General features: G+C 63.9%; 19 protein-coding genes, 1 tRNA gene and 1 pseudogene. 14 read left to right on the top strand and 7 right to left on the bottom strand.

Annotated elements, in window-relative coordinates; all coding sequences use genetic code 11:
* Positions 1-72 precede the first annotated feature (72 nt).
* The 5 genes from G6N36_RS16710 to G6N36_RS16690 are packed head-to-tail and all read left to right on the top strand — an operon-like array spanning position 73 to position 4,193.
* Positions 73-480, top strand: a complete 408-nt coding sequence (locus G6N36_RS16710) for an ArsR/SmtB family transcription factor (protein WP_179964800.1) — start codon at positions 73-75, stop codon at positions 478-480.
* Positions 477-2,438 (top strand): heavy metal translocating P-type ATPase, encoded by a 1,962-nt coding sequence (locus G6N36_RS16705; protein WP_163687744.1) that lies wholly within the window; start codon positions 477-479, stop codon positions 2,436-2,438. Before G6N36_RS16710 ends, G6N36_RS16705 begins: the two co-directional genes overlap by 4 nt.
* On the top strand, positions 2,435-2,941 hold the full coding sequence (gene lspA / locus G6N36_RS16700) for a signal peptidase II (protein WP_163687741.1): 507 nt from the start codon (positions 2,435-2,437) through the stop codon (positions 2,939-2,941). Before G6N36_RS16705 ends, lspA begins: the two co-directional genes overlap by 4 nt.
* Positions 2,938-3,537, top strand: a complete 600-nt coding sequence (locus G6N36_RS16695; RefSeq protein ID WP_163687737.1) for a cadmium resistance transporter — start codon at positions 2,938-2,940, stop codon at positions 3,535-3,537. The genes lspA and G6N36_RS16695 overlap by 4 nt, the downstream gene beginning before the upstream one ends.
* 59 nt (positions 3,538-3,596) lie before the next feature.
* Entirely contained in the window at positions 3,597-4,193 is a 597-nt protein-coding gene (locus tag G6N36_RS16690; RefSeq protein WP_163687736.1) for a TlpA family protein disulfide reductase, read from the top strand.
* 196 nt (positions 4,194-4,389) lie between these two features.
* On the opposite strand, the gene G6N36_RS16685 is transcribed toward G6N36_RS16690, so the two are convergent.
* From G6N36_RS16685 to G6N36_RS16670, 4 genes are all read right to left on the bottom strand, one after another.
* A complete protein-coding gene (locus tag G6N36_RS16685) occupies positions 4,390-5,349 on the bottom strand; it encodes a M56 family metallopeptidase (RefSeq protein ID WP_163687733.1) in 960 nt (319 codons plus the stop codon).
* A complete protein-coding gene (locus G6N36_RS16680; protein WP_163687731.1) occupies positions 5,346-5,720 on the bottom strand; it encodes a BlaI/MecI/CopY family transcriptional regulator in 375 nt (124 codons plus the stop codon). Before G6N36_RS16680 ends, G6N36_RS16685 begins: the two co-directional genes overlap by 4 nt.
* A 225-nt stretch (positions 5,721-5,945) precedes the next feature.
* On the bottom strand, positions 5,946-6,497 hold the full coding sequence (locus G6N36_RS16675; protein ID WP_264001322.1) for an MPT63 family protein: 552 nt from the start codon (positions 6,495-6,497) through the stop codon (positions 5,946-5,948).
* 250 nt (positions 6,498-6,747) lie between these two features.
* Entirely contained in the window at positions 6,748-7,053 is a 306-nt protein-coding gene (locus tag G6N36_RS16670; protein WP_163687728.1) for a hypothetical protein, read from the bottom strand.
* A gap of 392 nt (positions 7,054-7,445) precedes the next feature.
* On the opposite strand from G6N36_RS16670, the gene G6N36_RS16665 reads away from it, so the two are divergent.
* Together G6N36_RS16665 and G6N36_RS16660 are read left to right on the top strand one after the other, a co-directional pair.
* On the top strand, positions 7,446-7,934 hold the full coding sequence (locus tag G6N36_RS16665; protein WP_163687725.1) for a DUF4365 domain-containing protein: 489 nt from the start codon (positions 7,446-7,448) through the stop codon (positions 7,932-7,934).
* Entirely contained in the window at positions 7,931-9,082 is a 1,152-nt protein-coding gene (locus G6N36_RS16660) for a hypothetical protein (RefSeq protein ID WP_163687722.1), read from the top strand. Before G6N36_RS16665 ends, G6N36_RS16660 begins: the two co-directional genes overlap by 4 nt.
* A gap of 543 nt (positions 9,083-9,625) precedes the next feature.
* Here G6N36_RS16660 and G6N36_RS16655 read toward each other — a convergent pair.
* Complete coding sequence (locus G6N36_RS16655) at positions 9,626-10,534, bottom strand: hypothetical protein (protein ID WP_163687720.1); 909 nt, start codon at positions 10,532-10,534, stop codon at positions 9,626-9,628.
* A 1,077-nt stretch (positions 10,535-11,611) separates the two neighbouring features.
* Between G6N36_RS16655 and G6N36_RS30365 the strand changes: the two genes are divergently transcribed.
* The 4 genes and pseudogenes from G6N36_RS30365 to G6N36_RS16635 all read left to right on the top strand — a co-directional run.
* Positions 11,612-12,307 carry an endonuclease domain-containing protein gene (locus G6N36_RS30365; protein ID WP_372512262.1) on the top strand — a complete coding sequence of 232 codons (696 nt, stop codon included), beginning with the start codon at positions 11,612-11,614 and terminating at the stop codon, positions 12,305-12,307.
* Positions 12,308-12,753: 446 nt separating this feature from the next.
* On the top strand, positions 12,754-13,827 hold the full coding sequence (locus G6N36_RS16645; RefSeq protein WP_163687713.1) for an ATP-binding protein: 1,074 nt from the start codon (positions 12,754-12,756) through the stop codon (positions 13,825-13,827).
* Positions 13,718-14,026, top strand: coding sequence for a helix-turn-helix transcriptional regulator (locus tag G6N36_RS30360; protein ID WP_372512261.1), 309 nt, complete (start codon positions 13,718-13,720; stop codon positions 14,024-14,026). Before G6N36_RS16645 ends, G6N36_RS30360 begins: the two co-directional genes overlap by 110 nt.
* Positions 13,983-15,020 (top strand): annotated as a pseudogene (locus tag G6N36_RS16635) (tyrosine-type recombinase/integrase); the annotation flags it as partial. The gene G6N36_RS30360 and the pseudogene G6N36_RS16635, both read left to right, overlap by 44 nt.
* A gap of 348 nt (positions 15,021-15,368) precedes the next feature.
* Here the strand turns inward: G6N36_RS16635 and G6N36_RS16630 are convergent.
* Positions 15,369-15,444 (bottom strand) — tRNA-Arg (locus tag G6N36_RS16630).
* 118 nt (positions 15,445-15,562) lie between these two features.
* Between G6N36_RS16630 and G6N36_RS16625 the strand changes: the two genes are divergently transcribed.
* From G6N36_RS16625 to G6N36_RS16615, 3 genes are read left to right on the top strand one after another with little or no spacing between them, the layout of a single operon-like run.
* Positions 15,563-16,279 (top strand): hypothetical protein, encoded by a 717-nt coding sequence (locus G6N36_RS16625; protein WP_179964799.1) that lies wholly within the window; start codon positions 15,563-15,565, stop codon positions 16,277-16,279.
* Positions 16,276-16,866: a cytochrome c oxidase subunit 3 gene (locus G6N36_RS16620; RefSeq protein WP_163687703.1), complete on the top strand. Its 591-nt coding sequence runs from the start codon at positions 16,276-16,278 to the stop codon at positions 16,864-16,866. The genes G6N36_RS16625 and G6N36_RS16620 overlap by 4 nt, the downstream gene beginning before the upstream one ends.
* Entirely contained in the window at positions 16,866-17,144 is a 279-nt protein-coding gene (locus tag G6N36_RS16615; protein WP_163687701.1) for a cytochrome C oxidase subunit IV family protein, read from the top strand. The genes G6N36_RS16620 and G6N36_RS16615 overlap by 1 nt, the downstream gene beginning before the upstream one ends.
* On the opposite strand, the gene G6N36_RS16610 is transcribed toward G6N36_RS16615, so the two are convergent.
* Positions 17,145-17,966, bottom strand: a complete 822-nt coding sequence (locus tag G6N36_RS16610) for a TIGR03621 family F420-dependent LLM class oxidoreductase (RefSeq protein WP_163687698.1) — start codon at positions 17,964-17,966, stop codon at positions 17,145-17,147.
* Positions 17,967-18,103 lie beyond the last annotated feature (137 nt).

Below are 18,103 nucleotides of genomic sequence, written 5' to 3'. Positions count from 1 at the left end.
CAACGACGAGCCTGTGGTGCTCAACCGTGACCCACGCTCGAATTATCGCCACTGACCGGCTATCATCGCCGCATGACGATGAATAGGGCGGATGGCTGCCTCACCGGAGGTGCTTCGGGGAATCAAAATCTGGATGCCGCGGTGGCGCTGTTTCATAGCCTCTCCGATTCGGCACGGTTGGCGATCGTGCGCCGCCTGGCCGACGGGGAGGCCCGCGTGGTCGATCTGATCGGGGAGCTGGGTCTGGCGCAGTCCACAGTGTCGGCGCATGTGGCGTGCTTGCGGGACTGCGGCCTGGTCACTGGCCGCCCCGAGGGGCGGCAGGTGTTCTATTCGCTGACCCGCCCTGAGCTGCTCGATCTGCTGGCCTCGGCCGAGACGCTGTTGGCCGCGACCGGCAACGCGGTGGCGCTGTGCCCCAACTATGGAATCCGCTCCGGCACCGCCGCGACGACGGGTGCGCAGGAGGCTCGGCGATGAGCGATGCATGCGGCTGCGGCAGCGACGAACCCCGCGGTGCCGAGGAGCGTGAGCCCGAGCGGCTCTGGCAGATCAAGGAGATGCAGTTCGCCGCCCTCTCGGGGGTGTTCCTGCTGGCAGCGGTGATCGCCGGGTCCCTCGACGTCACTGAGCCGGTCGTGCGCACCCTGGAAGCGGTGGCACTGCTGGCTGGCGCCTACACCTTTGTGCCGTCGACCTTGAAGCGGCTGGTGAAGGGCAAGATCGGGGTTGGCACGCTGATGACCATCGCCGCCGTCGGCGCGGTGATCCTCGGCGAGGTGGGTGAGGCCGCGATGCTGGCCTTCCTGTTCTCCATCAGCGAGGGACTGGAGGAGTACTCGCTGGCGCGCACTCGACGCGGCCTGCGGGCGCTGTTGTCGCTGGTCCCCGATGAGGCGACCGTGCTGCGTGACGGCGCCGAAAAGACCGTTGCGCCGGCGGATTTGCAGATCGGCGACCGGATGCTGGTCAAGCCCGGTGAGCGTGTCGCGACCGACGGCATCATCCGGTTGGGCCGCACCGCACTCGATGTCTCGGCCATCACCGGCGAGTCGGTTCCCGTGGAGGCCGGCCCCGGTGATGAGGTGTTCGCGGGGTCGATCAATGGCACCGGGGTACTCGAGGTGGAGGTCACCACCACCGCCGAGGACAACTCGCTGGCCCGCATCGTGCGCATCGTGGAGGCTGAGCAGTCCCGCAAGGGCACCTCCCAGCGCTTGGCCGATCGCATCGCCAAACCCCTGGTGCCCGGCATCATGATCGTCGCGGCGCTGATCGCGGTGATCGGCAGCCTGCTCGGTGACTCGGCCACCTGGATCGAACGTGCCCTGGTCGTGCTGGTCGCGGCCTCACCGTGCGCGCTGGCGATCTCGGTGCCGGTCACCGTGGTGGCTGCGATCGGCGCCGCCAGCAAGCTCGGCGCGCTGGTCAAGGGCGGCGCCGCGCTGGAAGGGCTGGGCAAGATCCGCGGTGTCGCCTTGGACAAGACCGGCACGCTCACCGCGAATCGGCCCGCCGTCATCGACGTGGCCACCACCAACGGTGCGACCCGCGAGCAGGTGCTGGATCTGGCGGCCGCGCTGGAAGCGCGCAGCGAGCACCCGCTGGCCGCGGCGATCCTCACCGCAGCTGAGAACGTCGTGCCCGCCACCGACGTCGAGGCCGTCACCGGTGCCGGGCTCACGGGGCGTCGCGAAGGGCACACGCTTCGTCTGGGCCGCCCCGGCTGGCTGGACCCCGGCCCGTTGGCCGGTGATGTCGCGCGGATGCAGCAGGCCGGCGCCACCGCCGTGCTGGTCGAAGACAACGGGCAGGTGATCGGTGCGATCGCCGTGCGCGACGAGCTGCGCCCCGAGGCCGCCGAGGTGGTCGCCCGCCTGCGCCGCGACGGCTACCACGTGGCGATGCTCACCGGCGACAACCACGCCACCGCCGCCGCGCTGGCCCACGACGTCGGGATCGAGGCCGTGCACGCCGAGCTGCGCCCCGAAGACAAAGCGCGACTGATCGAACAGCTACGCGCCCAGCGCCCCACCGCGATGGTCGGCGATGGCGTCAACGACGCACCCGCGCTGGCCACCGCCGACATAGGTATCGCGATGGGCGCGATGGGCACCGACGTGGCCATCGAAACCGCCGACGTGGCGTTGATGGGCGAAGACCTGCGCCACCTGCCCCAAACGTTCAACCACGCGCGCCGGGCACGGCGAATCATGCTGCAAAACGTCGGCCTATCCCTCGGGCTGATCATCGTGCTGATGCCGCTGGCACTGTTCGGCATTCTCGGATTGGCAGCGGTCGTGCTGGTTCATGAACTCGCCGAGATCGTGGTGATCGCCAACGGTGTGCGGGCCGGGCGCACCCGACCGCTGGCCGCCGCCCCGCTCGATCCGGCAGCCAGCCACACCCGCGCGGCACCAGTGAGCGCACCGTCGTGACCCCCGGCCCCACCAGCCCAGAGGCCAGGGTGAGGCGGGCGCAGATCACTTTGGCCGCCACCGTGGTCATCGTCGCCGCCTTGGACCTGGGATTGAAGACCTGGGCCGGCCGCACCCTAAATGACGGCAGCTCAATAGATCTCGGGCCGCTCAACTTGCGACTGGCGTTCAACCCCGGGGTGGCATTCAGTTTCGGCGACACCCTGCCCCCCGCGGCTCTGCTCGGCGTCACCGGCGTCATCGTGGTCGGTTTGGCGGTGTTCGCCGTCCGCGTGACGCGCACCGCCGCGCTGCCCGTGGTGCTGGCGCTAGCGGCGATGCTGGGCGGCGCGGTGGCCAACGTGATCGACCGCGCCGGTGATGGGCTGGTCACCGACTACCTGCACACCGGCTGGTTCCCCACCTTCAACCTCGCTGACGTCTTCGTCGTCACCGGGGCAGCAGCACTCGTCGTGGCCAGTTGGCGGGCAAGCGCCACCGCAGACTCGGAGGTAACCGGATGATCTTGTCCTCAGTGCTGCCCGCGATCGGCTTGTTCATCGTCACCAACATCGACGACATCATCGTGCTCTCACTGTTCTTCGCCCGCGGCGCAGGCCAACGCGGAACCACCGCCCGGATCACTGCCGGGCAATACCTCGGATTCGCCGGAATCCTGGGCGCGGCGGTGCTCGTTACCCTGGGTGCCGGAGCGTTCCTACCCCCAGAAGTCATCCCGTACTTCGGGCTCATCCCGCTGGCCCTGGGGCTGTGGGCGGCATGGCAAACCTGGCGCGGAAACGACGATGACGATGACGACGGCAAGCTCTCTGGAAAGAACGTCGGCGTCTTGACCGTCGCAGCAGTCACCTTCGCCAACGGCGGGGACAACATCGGCGTCTATGTTCCGGTCTTCCTCAGCGTGGGTCCGGCTGCCGTGGTGGCGTATTGCGTCGTCTTCCTCGTGCTCGTCGCGGTACTGGTCATCGCCGCCCGATTCGTGGCCACCCGCCGGCCGATCGCCGAAGTCCTCGAACGCTGGGAGCACGTCCTGTTCCCGATCGTCCTGATCGGCCTGGGCATCGTCATCCTGGTCAGCGGCCTCGCCTTCGAGAACTAGCCGGCCCCCAACACCGGCGGTGAACTGCACGTCAACGCCACTCACCGAAAGGCTCCGCCATGACTCGCCCTAGGCGAATCGTCGCCGTCGCGGCAGCCCTCGTCATCGCGACAGCCTCGGGTGCCGGCTGCACCACCGGCGAGGACGCCGTCGCCCAAGGCGGCACCTTCGACTTCGTCTCGCCCGGCGGCAAGACCGCTATCTTCTACGACCCACCCTCGACACGGGGCACCATCGGCGACCTGACCGGACCCGATCTGTTCACCGACGAACCGATCCGGCTGTCCGATTACACCGGACAGGTGGTCCTCATCAACGTTTGGGGCTCCTGGTGTGCGCCATGCCGCACCGAAACTCCCGAACTCGAAACGGTATACGCCGAATATCGCGACCGCGGCGTGCAATTTCTCGGTATCGACGTCCGCGACAACCGCGACACCGCACGCGATTTCGTCACCGACCGCAACGTGCAATACCCCTCCATCTTCGACCCAGCAATGCGCAGCCTCATTACCCTGGGACGCACCTACCCGACCAGCGTGGTTCCCACCACCATGGTCCTCGACCGCCAACACAGAGTCGCGGCGGTGTATCTCATGGCACTCCTAGCCGAAGACCTCCGGCCGCTGCTCGATCGGCTCACCAGCGAGGGCTGATACCTCCACCTCGCCGGGTAACACTCTGATCGCTGAACGGGTGGACCGTTCCCTTAACAGCGCGAATTAGAAGAAACCCCACAGATCTTCCAGAACATCGAGAACGCCCAGAAAGCCCGTCGCCGACCGCTCGCAATGGTTCAGTCAGCCCTTGACCCAAGGTGGGACGGTGTGGTGCCACGGTGCAACGAAGACGCTATATGCACGTCATCCCGGGTTGGGCGATCATCAGCGCGATCGTGAAGACCGGCCCGAGGAGGGCCGTACCGGTCGCCGTGATGAGAGCGGTACGGGCGGTGATTCCGTTGGGCGGGAACAAAAGTCGCTCCACGCGTTGTGTGACGGCCAGTCCGGCGGCGCTGAGCGCCGCTGCTGGTGTGAAGGTGGGGGTAGGGGTGGGAAGGCTGAGGGCAAGGAGTGCATCGACGACGATGTCGGGGCTGTGGCGGCGAGCGGCGACGTCGTCGGCGCGCATCTCCAGGAGCCGGGCGACGTCGCCGGCACCTTGGGTGAACAGCCGGACCCGGGGAAGTAGTGTGCTCAGTGCCCTGGTAAAGGCAAGGATTTGGTGGTGACGCCCCCGGAGATGGGCGCGTTCGTGGGCGAGCACCGCGGCCAGCTGGGCGTCGTCGAGGACGTCGAGGGCGGCGCGGGTGATGACGATGGTGTGCGGACGCCCAGCCAGGCAGTACACCCCGCGGCGGTCACTATCGATGACGAACGTTCCTCCGGGACCCCGTGGAATGTGTCCGGTGGCGACCCGGACGGCGTGAACGTGATCGTGACTTCCCCGACGCATCCGATGAAGAGCCAGCGCGGCGCGAGCGCCCAGCATGATCACCGCCAGGGTGCTCATCGCCGCCACGGCCAAGACGCCGGCTTGCACCAGGTGGCCGTACCCGCCGCGGGCGATCAATCCCAGACCGGCCACGCACCCGGTCAGCACCGAACCGATCCGACCCCAAGAGGCAACGGTCTGGGACAGGAACAGCGCCACCGCGACCACCGCAGCCACCAGCACACTTCCCATCACGGCCAGCCAGACACCGATGCCCCATCGTGGTGCGGCGCCGGCGCGGGTGGCACGCGACAACAACGTCGGCCCCAGCACAGTCAGGGACACCGCGTACGCGAGCAGGCACACGGCCAGGTTCATCGCTTGGTGGCCCTTCTGCTGCGGCGCCGGATCACGTCTTCGAGCCCGGCGAGTTCCTCGGGGCTCATCTCGTCGACGAAGTGCATCAAAACAGCCGTGGTGTCCTCCTCACCGTCGCTGAGCGCTTCGCGCATCAGTCCAGCGATGTGTTCGGCGTGGCTGAGGGTGGTGCGGTAGCGGAAGGCCTTGCCCTCGCGTTCCCGGCGCAGATGCCCTTTACGGTATAGGTTTTCCATCGTCGAGAGCACCGTCGTGTAGGCGACCTCACGGTCGGCGCGCAGCTGGTCGACCACCTCCCGGACGGTGCCCTGCCCGTCGGCGGCCCAGAGTTGGGCCATCACCACGGTCTCCAAATCACCGAACACCCGCACCAATACCACCCATTCCGTTCGCTGTGCCAGGCAAGCTCTCGGCTGCGGCCCGTTCCGACCCCCGGCAAGTGCCCACTCGAGCCCACACGCGCCAACTACTATCTCGGTACCGAGATAGTACTCACGGGACTTAAGAACGAGCGCGCGTTGCCGCTCAACGATGTCCTCACCGTCGTGCGGCCCGCCACGGTGATCGGGCGGGCCGCACACACGGTTGAACCCTTCCTACATCTTTCCCGCGCAGCACGGGCACGGTTCCTTCATGTCAGCGCAACAGGTGCACTTGTCCATCGGCATCATCATCATCGACTCGTCGCAGCACCACATCAGCGGCTTCGCGCCGCCAGCGGTGTAGGTGACCGCCATCGGGTCCCCGCCAGTGACGTCGAAGTAGATCTTGCCGGTCGAGGTCTGTCCTTGAGCCAACGAGACAGGGGAAATGCCGTGCGGACTCGCCACCTGCCACAGCACCGGATAGCTGCCGCCGTCAGAGGTTGCGGCGAAGTTAGGGATGACTGGTGTCGAGGTCCCCGAGATTGACGTCACCGTCGCAGTCGCCTCCCATAGCTGCCCGGCCACGGGGAAACCAGGCGCGACATCACCGCTCTTCTTCAAATCCGTGACCGACCAGTCCTGCATGCCACCGCCATCGGCCACCTGCTGATGTGACCCGAACCGGTGCGCACAGTCCTCTGCCGCCGTCGCCACGCCCGCGAAACTCACCCCCACTATCGCCGCGATCGCCGCGAACACCGCCGTCAGATAGAACTTGCGCACACCTTGCTCCTTCTTCGTTGGGGGCCCCGGCCACTGACCACCCATCATCTACTATCTCCGTACCGAGATAGTAGATGATGTTCGACGGGCCTGGCGCGTTTCCGCCCCGAGAACCTATGAGAAGGATCGAAACCATCGCCGAATCCACGAACAGGGTCCATGTGCCGTCCGCATCGTCATCCAATGAATATCGTTCGCCAGCAATAGAAATTGCGACGGTGTTCAACAAATCGTCAACCTATTGCGGCCCTCAAATTGAACTGCTCGTTATCCCCGATTGTCCGTACGCGACGCTCGCCGAGGCGTTGATCGCAGTAACACTCAACAAACTGGACTTATCCCACGCGCCGGTCATCACCACGGTGATCGCGACCACCGCCGAAGCGGCCCGCCGGAGATTCACGGGATCGCCCAGCATCGTCATCAACGGCGTCGACCCGTGGGCGAACCCGATGGGCAACCCCGCCTCACCTGCCGCGTCCATCCCTCCCCGGCCGGACTGCCCTCCCCACACGATCTCGCCCAGGCACTGTTTACCGCGGTGCTTGACGACCACCGAGTCCCTCGCTGAAAACAGGCCGAGTGGTCCAACCCCGAACCGCAAGCCCGTCTCGAATCTAAAGAAACGAGATAGGCCTAGGTGACTGAGCAGGCGCTTGCATTTCCCCAGATCGCGCTGTCTCGTTTCCTGTCTCGCACCGCGCGTCTCAGATTGACGCCGATCGCGCGCTGAAACTGACGTCCGGGTCAGGCGAGAACGTCTGCGTTTGCATGCATTGCCGTGCCGATTCGCATCTGTCCCGTTGACAAGTTCAGAGAAGGAGTGCGCAGTGGAGAGCAATACGCCATCGCAGTGACGGCTCGCCCCAGGCGAGTTGCCAGGAACTGACGATCTGGTCGCTACTCTGCGTGGATGGGAGACATGCCTCTCGGACATTGGCGGGGCACGTGAGTCGGCTTGGCCTCGGCGTTGACGGTGCGAAGTCGCGATACAGTCAGGCCTATCTTTCCGCGGTCTGCTCGCAGTCAGGGCACACGTTGCAAGAAGGTCGCCAGGACGAAGATTGCTGGGCGGTGGACACGACCGTCGACCTGACTGCGGCACCAGTTCTAGTGCAGCTGAAATGCACGTCATCGCCAAAAGGGAAGCGAAAAGGTGACTACCGCATCCCGCTTAAAGCGCATTGGGTGGACAGCTGGTCAACGAAAATGGTGCCGGTTTACGTGATGCTAGTTGTCGTACCCACGCTGCAAGATGAGTGGATCGAGCAGGCTGGCGAGCAGACGGTGCACCGGACACACGCGTACTGGGAAAGGTTTGATCCGAAGAGGCACAAGAAGGCCATCGTTCTGCCAAGAAGCCAACGCTTCCAAGCGTCGACGCTCAAGACGTGGGAGATGCAGTTGAACGATGTCTTCGCAGGAGGTGCCGTGTGAGCGACGCAGGCACAGGTGCAGTGCACCTTGACGACGCGAACGCCTGGCTGACCGCGAATGGGTGGAATCCGGAGTCTGAGGGTCGTGGCGGCTGGATGTGGGTCAACACCGCGCTCGACCGAAAAGTGGGCGTCGTCCGGAATCTGGACTTTGATGCATTGGCCTGGGACGGACTTGTCACCCGGCTTGCCGACGCACACGGACGCGAGCCGGCCGACATTCGGCGGGAGCTACAGTTTTGGGGCATTGACGTGACTTATGTCCGCGCGGCGAACGATGTGGTGATAGCTGACACCATTCCGCTCAACGCTGGCGCGGCAATGACAGAGTCCGCTCGCTTAATGTTCCGTTCGGCCGCGTCAGCAGCGTTGCGTCTGCGTCCGGTTATCAAGGGTGGCTACTCCAAGCTCGGAGATTCCGTAGCGGACTCAGTACGCATGGGCCATACGATTAAGGGGTCGTACATCATCCCTGTCGAGGTTCGAGTCGGGGATGCCGAGTCACCTGAAGAACCGGAGGCTGGCAAGGACGAGGGACAGGATCCGTTGTCAGGTTGGGAAACCGCTACGACGGTGGAGTCGCTGGAGCGGCGCATGACCCGTACGTTTGCACAGGCGATGGCAGCTGTGCACGAGGAGATTGTCCAACGGGAGAAGCTGCCTCAAGGCGAAGCGCTCCTGCGGTTGGTGTCGCAGGGGGTGACGGCTGAGTTCGTCGATGCTGTAGCACGGGTCCTCGACCACAGTGCGGTCGCACAGTTGGACACCACGTTCCAGTGGGCGCAGGCTCAGCCAGCGCCGCGTGATGTCCGAACGTCGGTTGCAATTCCATCTGATGCGAAGGAGAAAATCCGTCGAACAGGAGCGGAATTACGGTCGGGCCGGCTGCCTCGGACTGAGGTGTTCACGGGTCCAGTGGTCCGTGTTTCCCACGAACCAGAGGAGCACACAACGGGTTTCGCCATCAGGACTGTTCGCGGCGGAAGGTTGTGTCGTATTGAAGCAGTGACGACGATCCCGGTTGCGGAAGTAACTCAGTGGATGCGTGATGGGACCACTATCCAGCTCCAGGGCATGGTGCAACGCGGTAATAGCGGTCTGTACATACCGAAGGCGAATGTGGCAGCGCTTGTACACTTATCGGACTAGGTGTGGTGTCTTATGAGACAACAGACCTTAGGTGGTTTAGATGGGTTGTCCCTGCGGCGTCCCCGACAAGACTGCCGGACTGGTTCGGTTCGTCGGTCACCCTCTCATCCTGCCGCGGCGATGAAATACCCCGATCTGTATGTCGCGCGGGCTGACGGTAGGCGCTCTTGCCGGCCGACTCGGCTACTCGCGCAGTTCGTCAAGTAGTTTCTTGCCCCGGAAGCCATGCAGCGCGGCACCCTACAATTGAGCCGCAAGCTGTCTCAGGTCAGGAGCATCGTGATGGCGCGGAAGCGGGTGGTAGTGAGTGCCGCGGCGTTGAAGAAAGCGGGCCGTCGTTCGACGCGGGCTTCGGCGAAGCTCGAAAATCGGGAAGTGCCTGCCGATCATGTGCGCTCGGAAGCAGTACAGCGCTACCTCGATGAGTGCGCGGTCCAAAGGGTGTCGGATCGCCTGCAGCCGGCGCCTGAGAGCGAGCACGGGCCCGCCACATCGCACGAAGGCTAATCTGCATATTTGTTTTCAGATCTTTTGACCGGTCACCTAACGGCTGGGATGATTGGCAATCGCCGCGCGCAAAGTGTGGTCGCGGATCTCGTCCGTCTTGTGCTCTTCATGAAGACGTCGCCGTTCGATGGCGAACTGTTCGCAGGTAGTGTTCCATTCCTTCATCAGGCGGAGAGCTTTTTCCCGGAAGGCTGGACCGGCGCTGACCTCTTCAAATGGGCAAACCAGCATCCTCCGCAGGGTGGAAGATGGGATGAATACCATTGCTTCAGAACGGTATTGAGGCACGTGGCGTGAGTGGTAGTAAACGCGTTTTGCCTGATGGCGACGATATCGGTCCATGACTGCGCCGGTCTGCTTCAATGTGGTTGCAAACAAGGCGCGTAAGGAGTCACGTTTTCGGACAAGTTCTTCGATTTTTTGAACGCTCACTCTGCGCGCTGGCCACGGTGTGGAAGCCGTGATGCCCTTGGCTAGTGCAGCTAGGTGCTCGCCGATAAGTTCGTACTCTTCGTCCAGGTCTTTGACCTTCTTTTTGCACCGGGCGAATTCGTCGACGATGGCGGTGAGTTCGCGAGTGAACGCCTCCGTGTGATCGCGATAAATGTGCAGTCGCTCGTTGTGGCGCGCTTTTTCACATATTGCGAGGTAACGCGGACCTAGTTCATCGATGCCGACTCCCTCAAGGATTCGGGCCGTTGTCTCAGCCCCGCTGATTAGTTCGTCCGGTATCTCTTGAGCAGTAAGCACAGCTGCATGCGCGAGCGCCGTCACCTGGCGATGTATTGGTCCGCGGGCACGCTTGATCTCAATCCGTCGCAGACCGCTCGCGCGGCGCACCTCCGCTGGTGTGACGCCCGCTGCGATGGCGAGCTTGGCCGCGGCGACGTTTAGTGATCGGTGCCAATCCGCGGCGACACCGGGTGCAGGGGAGCCGACGAGCATATTTCTAGGGTAAGTCCGATAACAGACATACGTCTCTTGTTAGCCATTGGCGTGATCGTGCCCGGAGTGCTCGAAGTGGCAGCTGGTGGCGGTGAATGATCGGCAGTGGCTGATCGGCGTGGGGCTTGACCTGCAATTTTCCCGGTTTGGTAACAGCAGATGCCTGTTCGCGACGATGCAAGCAAACTCGGGTTCAGTGGGCGCGGAAGACGTCCTTCACCCGAAAGGCACTGACTCATGGCTGATTTGAACCGACTCGATGATCTTGTACTCGACCCGACCCAGGTGCTCGCATTTGGCACCGGGGGTGGATCGCGAGCCCAGAGTGTGTACCGAGATGGCGCGGCGACGGATGAACCGGTGTTGGTAGACGACGCGCAGCTGTACAAAGTGACAGGCCTCGCAGTGAGTGTTGGCGGTCGCGGCCTGGATGGCGCCGAGGTGCGGACTACCACTCCGCTTGAGACCGTGCCGGCGGGCGTTCTGTTTCAAGCGGAGGGCCGATGCACATTGTCCATCCGTGCTGACGCACGCCCAGGCTGGGGGGATCGCGGGCCCAGAGGCGTATTGGCGGTGACGGTTTACATCCAGACGCTCAAGCCGGTCGGTTCGGTGACGGATATTCTCCGCGGGGCCAACAGCGGGTCCCGTCGTGGAGGTGCTGAGTGATGTTCAGAGGGCATCGAATTAGATCTTCCGATCCGTTCCGCCTATCGACCCTCGGTCGCTGTCGGGCCGTAGTCGCCTGGCTCCGTGGTCCTGCGCTGATGCGACGATGGTTGTTACTGCTTCTCACCGTCGGGACGATCTCGTGCTGGGCTGGCGTTCTGCTCATCCTCTTCGTGATGCAGCCTGCATCACCGGGGGAGACGATAACGGCGCGTGAGCCGGAAGAGGATACTGCCGCGCTGTTTCGCGTGGGACCCTCGTCGTCGGAAGTAATCGAACTGCCCGGGTACGAGTGCCATCCGATGCCCAAACTTGGTCTGAAGTATCTGAACCCGATGCGTACGGGGCCGTCTGTGGTGGCGATCGGCAAGGACGGCGTGGTGTGGGGTCCTTCGTGTGTCGTGGAATATGGATTGGCTGGTTCGTGAGATGACCGATCCATTGGCAACGTTCCCGAAGCATCGCCAACCGATGGTAATTCGGACATTGGTGTGCCGCCGCGGTGTCGAGAGAATTGAAATACCCGGGGTTGCATCGGATTATCGGTCCTCCGAAGACATCCGGACTGTGCTCTTGGTGCTCAGAGAGCGACCATGCTTCGGTTCGCCGACGAACGATGTGGGCTCGCGGCCAAGCCCGTTCAAGAACGCCTCGCGGCAACGACTGTACGAGGTCTTGGTCGACGAATTTGGACCGATGTGCCAATCATGCGGGCAGCGCTACGGTCACGTTGCCGACCATGATCATTTCACAGGACTGGTCCGTGGCTTGCTCTGCCGAGTGTGCAACACGTGGGTCGATACGTGCGTGCACGCTGACTCGGCGGACTGCGACTACGCCTTTTACTTGAACGCACCGCCTGCTGAGAGTCTGAAACTCCGCTATCCGGCGAGTCATCGTCAACGGGCACTCGACGAAGTCCGGCGGTCAATCCTGGGATTCGAAGTTCTTGATCCGAGGTCCTGGCCGTCGACCGATCCAACCGGCTGGCGGTGGCCGGCTCCTGATCGGGCACAACTGGCAGAAGTCGCGAGCAACTGGTGGAGTCGACATCCAGACGCCACGTCACGGAGGCGGGATCAGCGGGAAGCCGTGATGCAATGAACGTTCGACGTCTCGTATTCTCGTGCGGGTTAGCTAGTTTCGTCTTCTGGATAGGTTCGCTACTCGGGTACGGCAATCTCCTGTTCTGGGGTATCTTCGCGATCGCTTTGTCGATCCTGCTGATACTTCTGGCTATTGGTGTACGCCGCCGCCGTCAGTGGTCGCGCTATGGTCCGGATCTCCGGTACGCCATGTCTGTGCTCTCAAACCGCCGCAAGTGGGCGGATCTCGCCGAAATTCTAGGTCTTTCGGTTGACGCGGACCTGCGCCGTCCGCTATCGAAGCGGGCGGTGGCTGGTGCAGTGGGCTTGACTCGGGGGGACCGTCGACTCGTTCGATATATCCCTGTAGTCACGGAGAAGCGGAGAGCGCCATACGGATTGGCTGTGGCGGTGCGGGGTGTGCCCGGTCAAAGTTTGGACGGCTGGCATCGCCATTGTGGTCAGTTGAGCTCTGCACTGCGAGTGCGGGAGGTAACCGTGGCGGAGCCGCGAGCCGGCGTCTTCGAACTAGCGCTCCGGGTGCGTGATCCGCTCAGTGCGCCGATTCTGTTGACGGCTCCTCAGATTGCGCGAGACTGGGATATTCCGCTTGGGGTCGACGAGCACGGCGGAGCAGTTGCAGGCTCGTGCCGCAATGTGAGCGGGGTCGTCGTCGGAGGCGTGCCAGGGGGTGGGAAGAGCGCATGGCTGGCGTTTGCACTTGGTTCTCTGGCGCACCGCGAAGATGTTCAGTGGCTGCTAATTGACGGCAAGCAGGGCTACGACCTGGACGGCTTGGCGGCGCGGGCGTATCGGTACGTGAGTGGTGACGAGGCGGGAGATCTCGAAGTAGTCAGAGATTCGCTCCAGGACATTCAGACTCTGATGCGGGAGCGGCTGAGGAACGCTCCAGAACTGTATGGACACGCGAATCTGTGGTCGGCCGGTCCGTCCCGGTTGCATCCAGTCGTTGTGGTCGTCATCGACGAGTGTCAGGCGTATCTCGATGCCCGCTCACATCCGACGAAGGACGCAAAGGCTGTCGGTGCGGAGATTGATTCTCTTGTAAGAGATCTGGTTAAGCGGGGACGATCGGCAGGCATCGTCGTCGTCCTCAGTACGCAGCGCCCAACTGCGGACAGTATCCCGACGAGCACGCGTGACAACTGCGCGCTGAGAGTGTGTTTCTCTGTCCGGACGCGTGAAGCTGCGACCTCAGTGCTGGGGGAGTTCTCGACGGAATCTGAGATCAGTCCCATTGGCGCACCCACCGGCGTCGGAGTGAGTTCGATTGATGGGGAACAGATTCGGTTTAGAAGCCCCTTTGTCCCCGACAACATGCTTCGGCAGCACATCCAGGCGTTGCGCGGTCTCGTAGCCAACCCGCTCGAACTACTTGCTGATGCGCTGATGGAATCAGTCAGGAGGGATGCGGAGTCCGGGGCCGATTCCTGCTCCCTGGACATCCAGTGCTCAGACGCAAGCCGGCGCATGCCGGCGCGTGAGCCCGGGCTTGAAAGGGGAGACAGTGCGAGCTAAGGCTGTTACTCGCGGCGATGAGTTGTTGAAGATCGACCAGCTAGCGAGTCGTCTGAAAGTTTCGGTTGGCTGCATCAGAGCGTGGCGGCTTCGTGGAGAGGGTCCTCCGGCGATCCGGATCGGCACGGCGCTCCGTTGGGACGCAGCTGAGGTCGATGAGTGGCTCGATTCGCGCCGTGAGTCGCGAATGGAGGCGTAGAACAGTGATTGAGCCGAGGACCGGTCCGAATGGAGCCCGCGTCTACCGGGCTCGGGTGTATTTTCGCGGACGGTACGTCGCCTCCAGAACGTTTCCTCGCAAGCGCGACGCACAGGAGTGGGAACGCAAGCAAGTCGAGACACTGAAGACCGGAGCATGGGCCGACCCCAAAGCGGGCGAGCTACCGGTCCGAGAATGGTGCGAGATTTGGTTGTCGGCTCAACCGGCGAGGGCACAAGCTACGGAGCGCAAGATTCGCGGCGTGGTCGCCAAGCAGATTGCTCAGGCATTTGGTCGGCGCCCGCTTGTATCGGTGCGACCCTCCGAGGTCCAGGCTTGGGCGGCCGAGATTTCACGCAAGCAGTCAGCGGCGACCGCGCGCCATTCGCTCGGCGTACTGCGCCGAGTGTTCGATCATGCGGTCCGCGATGGTGCCATCCATCGCAACCCTGCTGCCGGTATCCGCCTGCCCAAGGTCCAGGGCAATGACCCGCGTCCGCTGACGCATGACGAACTCTGGCAGCTGGCCGACCACCTCAATGAGAGACGGGACCGGATCCTCGTATTGGTCGCCGGATATTGCGGCCTGCGGTGGGGCGAACTAGCGGCTTTGCGATGGGCTGAGGTCGATCTCGGCAGGCGATCCCTGCGGGTTGCGCGTGCGTACTCGGAAGAAGCGCCACGTGGCGAGATGTCGTCGGTCAAGGATCACCAGGCCAGGACCGTGCCCATCCCGGCGATCGTGTCGGAGGAACTCGTTAGGTTCCGGGGAGTCCACAAAGCTGATGAACTCGTCTTCCCGTCTGCGAATCGCACCCCGCTCCGGAATCGCAACTTCCGCCGCGACGTCTTCGATGATGCGGTCAACGCCCTGGAACTCGACATCACGCCGCACAATCTTCGCGACACTGCCGCATCGCTAGCCATACAGGCTGGAGCGTCCGTGGTAGCCGTCGCCCGCCTACTTGGCCATGAGTCCGCAGCAACGACCCTGAACCATTACGCCGGCCTCTTTCCAAGTGACTTGGACGATGTCGCCAATCGGCTTGATGCGGCAGCCCGCGAGGCTATCGAGCATGGGCGCGCGACAGCGGATCGGACGACGCGGAGTGATTCTCAGGAGGACGATTTGTCTGTGGTCGATCCTGCTACGGGGGACCAGACGGACTATCTACTGCGCTCCCCGGAGAACGCGCGTCGGCTCATGGAGGCCGTCGCCCGAGACAAAGGCAGCCACCCGGAACCATCTGATACCAACGAAGCACCGACCACACACCGACCAGAGAGGAGCGAGGGGAAGTAGGGCAACCGCCCGGAAACCGCGCTGACCTGCAAACCGTCTTGGTGCCCCCGGCATGATTCGAACATGCGACACCGGCTTTAGGAGAGCCGTGCTCTATCCCCTGAGCTACGGGGGCGGACCGCAGGAAGCTTACCGGTCGGGACCTGCCCGTCCTGCGCAGCCCAGATCTCGGTTTTGGCAAATTTGACAAAACTTCTTCCGAATCGGGCCGCCGCACCGTAGCGTTCTCAGCCGTGGAGCTGAAGTTACAGCGCGTCGGCGCATGGTGTGGGACCGCGATGATCGTCCTTTACAGCGTGTGCTTTTCCGGCATCGCAAAACTCTTTCCGCCGATGTCCCCGTCGGACACGGCCGAGCAGACCGACGCCTTCCTGAGCACCGAGAACCTCTGGGTCCGATTCGGGCTTGCCGGCGCACTGCTCGCTGCCGCGCTCGCCATTCCGTTCCACGCAGTGATCGTGCTGCGCCTGCGGCGAGCCGAGGGGCAATGGGGCATGCTCACCCTGACCCAGCTGCTGGCCGCCGCGATCTTCACCCCGGCGATGATGTTCTCGCTGATGGCGTTGGCGGCGGCGGCATTTCGGGCCGGGCAACGTGATCCGGAGATCACCCAGGCGTTCAGCGACTTCTTCTGGCTGTGGTTCATCGGCATCGTCGGCACCATCGTCATGCAGAACCTCACACTGGCGATCGCGTCGTTCACCGACAAGGGCGACCCCCCGACCTTCCCGCGCTGGTATGGCTTCCTCAACCTGTGGGTGGCCATGCTGTCGCTCCCCGGCTGCGTCGTGGTGGCCATGAGTACCGGCCCGCTCGCCTGGGATGGCGTGTTCGCCTACTACCTGCCCGGGCTCGCCCTGATCGTCTGGATGATCGGCACCACCGTCGTGCTGCTGAAGTCCATCAAGGCGGAGGAAGCCGCCGAAAGCCGGTTGGCCGCAACACCGTGACGGCGGCTGCGACGGCGCCGGGCGACCCCTCCGCCCGGCGGATCCCCGCCGAGTCCGGGACCTGGGTGTTCCTGTTCGGCGACATGCTCGTGTTCGGCGTCTTCTTCGTCACCTTCATGGTGGAACGGGCCAAGGCGCCCGACCTGTTCGACGTCGCCCGCACGTCTCTGCACATCGGCATCGGCGTCACCAACACCCTGGTCCTGCTCACCAGCTCGCTGTGCATCGTCGTCGCGCTCGGCGCGATCCGCGCCGGCGCGAAGTCGATTGCCGCCCAAGCCGTTTCCGCAGCGATCGCGTTCGGCCTGCTCTTCGTCGGCCTCAAGGTCTTTGAATATGTCTCGCTGGCAACCAGCGGCCACGGCCCGGGCGCGAACGACTTCTTCCTCTACTACTTCATCCTGACCGGACTGCATCTCTTCCACGTATGCGTCGGCATCGGCGTGCTGGCGTTCCTGCTGACGCAGACCCGCCGCCACGAAATCAGCGCCGCCAGGATGGCCGCCATCGAGGGTGGCGCGTGCTTCTGGCACCTCGTCGACCTGCTGTGGATCTTCCTGTTCGCACTGCTGTACCTGGTGAGCTGATGCAGGGTCCTTCGGTGTTCCAACTGGTGCGCAACCGCGCGGGCCTCTCGTGGCTGATCCTCGTCGCGGCGACCGTCGTCTCGTGGGCCGTCGGCGCCGACCACGGCACGGGTTCGATGGTGGCGATCGTCGTGCTGGCCATCGCGGCGATCAAAGTGCGCCTCGTCGGCCTGGACTTCATGGAACTGCGCCACGCGCCGACACTCTTGCGCGTGTTGTTCGAGGTCTACTGCTTCGCCGTCTGGGCGGTGCTGTCGGGCCTCTACCTCTGGCTGTGACTAGCGGAGCTCGGCGATCACCTTCGCGAACTCCTCGCCGTGTTGCTGCTGCACGGTGATGTAGGTGACGCCGTAAGCGTCGCGCAAGTGCCGAATGGTGTCGGCGATGTCCCTCGGCGTACCCGAGAACACCGCGGGCGTCGCCAGCATCTCTTCCTCGGACAGGTCCGGCAGGAATCGCCGCACGAGCGACAGATCGGGAACCCCCGAGTTGTCGGTCGGCAGCGCGATCACGGACAGATTCAGCTCCAGCTCACCGAATCGGTCACCGGCCGCCCCGCGGACGAACGCGATGCGGTCGGCGAGCGGATCAACGCCGCCGATGATCGGGTGACCGCCCGTCAGCCCGATGATGTTCGCCTTCTGCGCGGCGAGGGTCAGCAGCTTGTCGCCATTGCCCGCGATGAGGATCGGCACATCGGCCGCGTGCTCGTTCATGTGCTCGGTGACGTGACGCAGCCACGCGACGCGTTCACCCGCCGTCGGGTACGGCAGCTCGGCTTGCTCGAACTCCTCTTTGACGTACCCCGCGCCGAGGCCGAGATCGAAACGGCCGCCGCTGAGGTCACGCAGCGACGTGACGTCCCGCGCCAGTAGCGCGGGCCGGTAGAAGCCGGCGTTCAGCACGAAGGTGCCGACGCGCAGCTTCTCGGTCGCCATCGCCATGGCCGTCATCATCGGGAACGGCGCCGTCGTGTAGAGGTGGTCGGCCATGTGGACGACGTCGTACCCCATGCCCTCGGCTCGGCGCGCCCAGTCCTGAACCGACTTCTGACGACGTGCGGCCTGCAGTCCGACACCGAACCGGAAGTCTTTGACCATCCACTGATCGTAGAAGTTCTGCGCGCCAGGTTTAGCAGCTGTCCGCAATGGGCATCATTCTGCCGCTGACGTCGAACCCCGACGTCACGCCAACTCAGGACTTGTCACCCCGATCCGGTCCGTCGTGAGCCAGACTC

This window comes from Mycolicibacterium gadium (assembly GCF_010728925.1).
Classification (GTDB): domain Bacteria; phylum Actinomycetota; class Actinomycetes; order Mycobacteriales; family Mycobacteriaceae; genus Mycobacterium; species Mycobacterium gadium.
The sequence above is the reverse complement of the archived record's forward strand: the minus strand, read 5'-3'. Positions and strand labels throughout refer to the sequence as shown.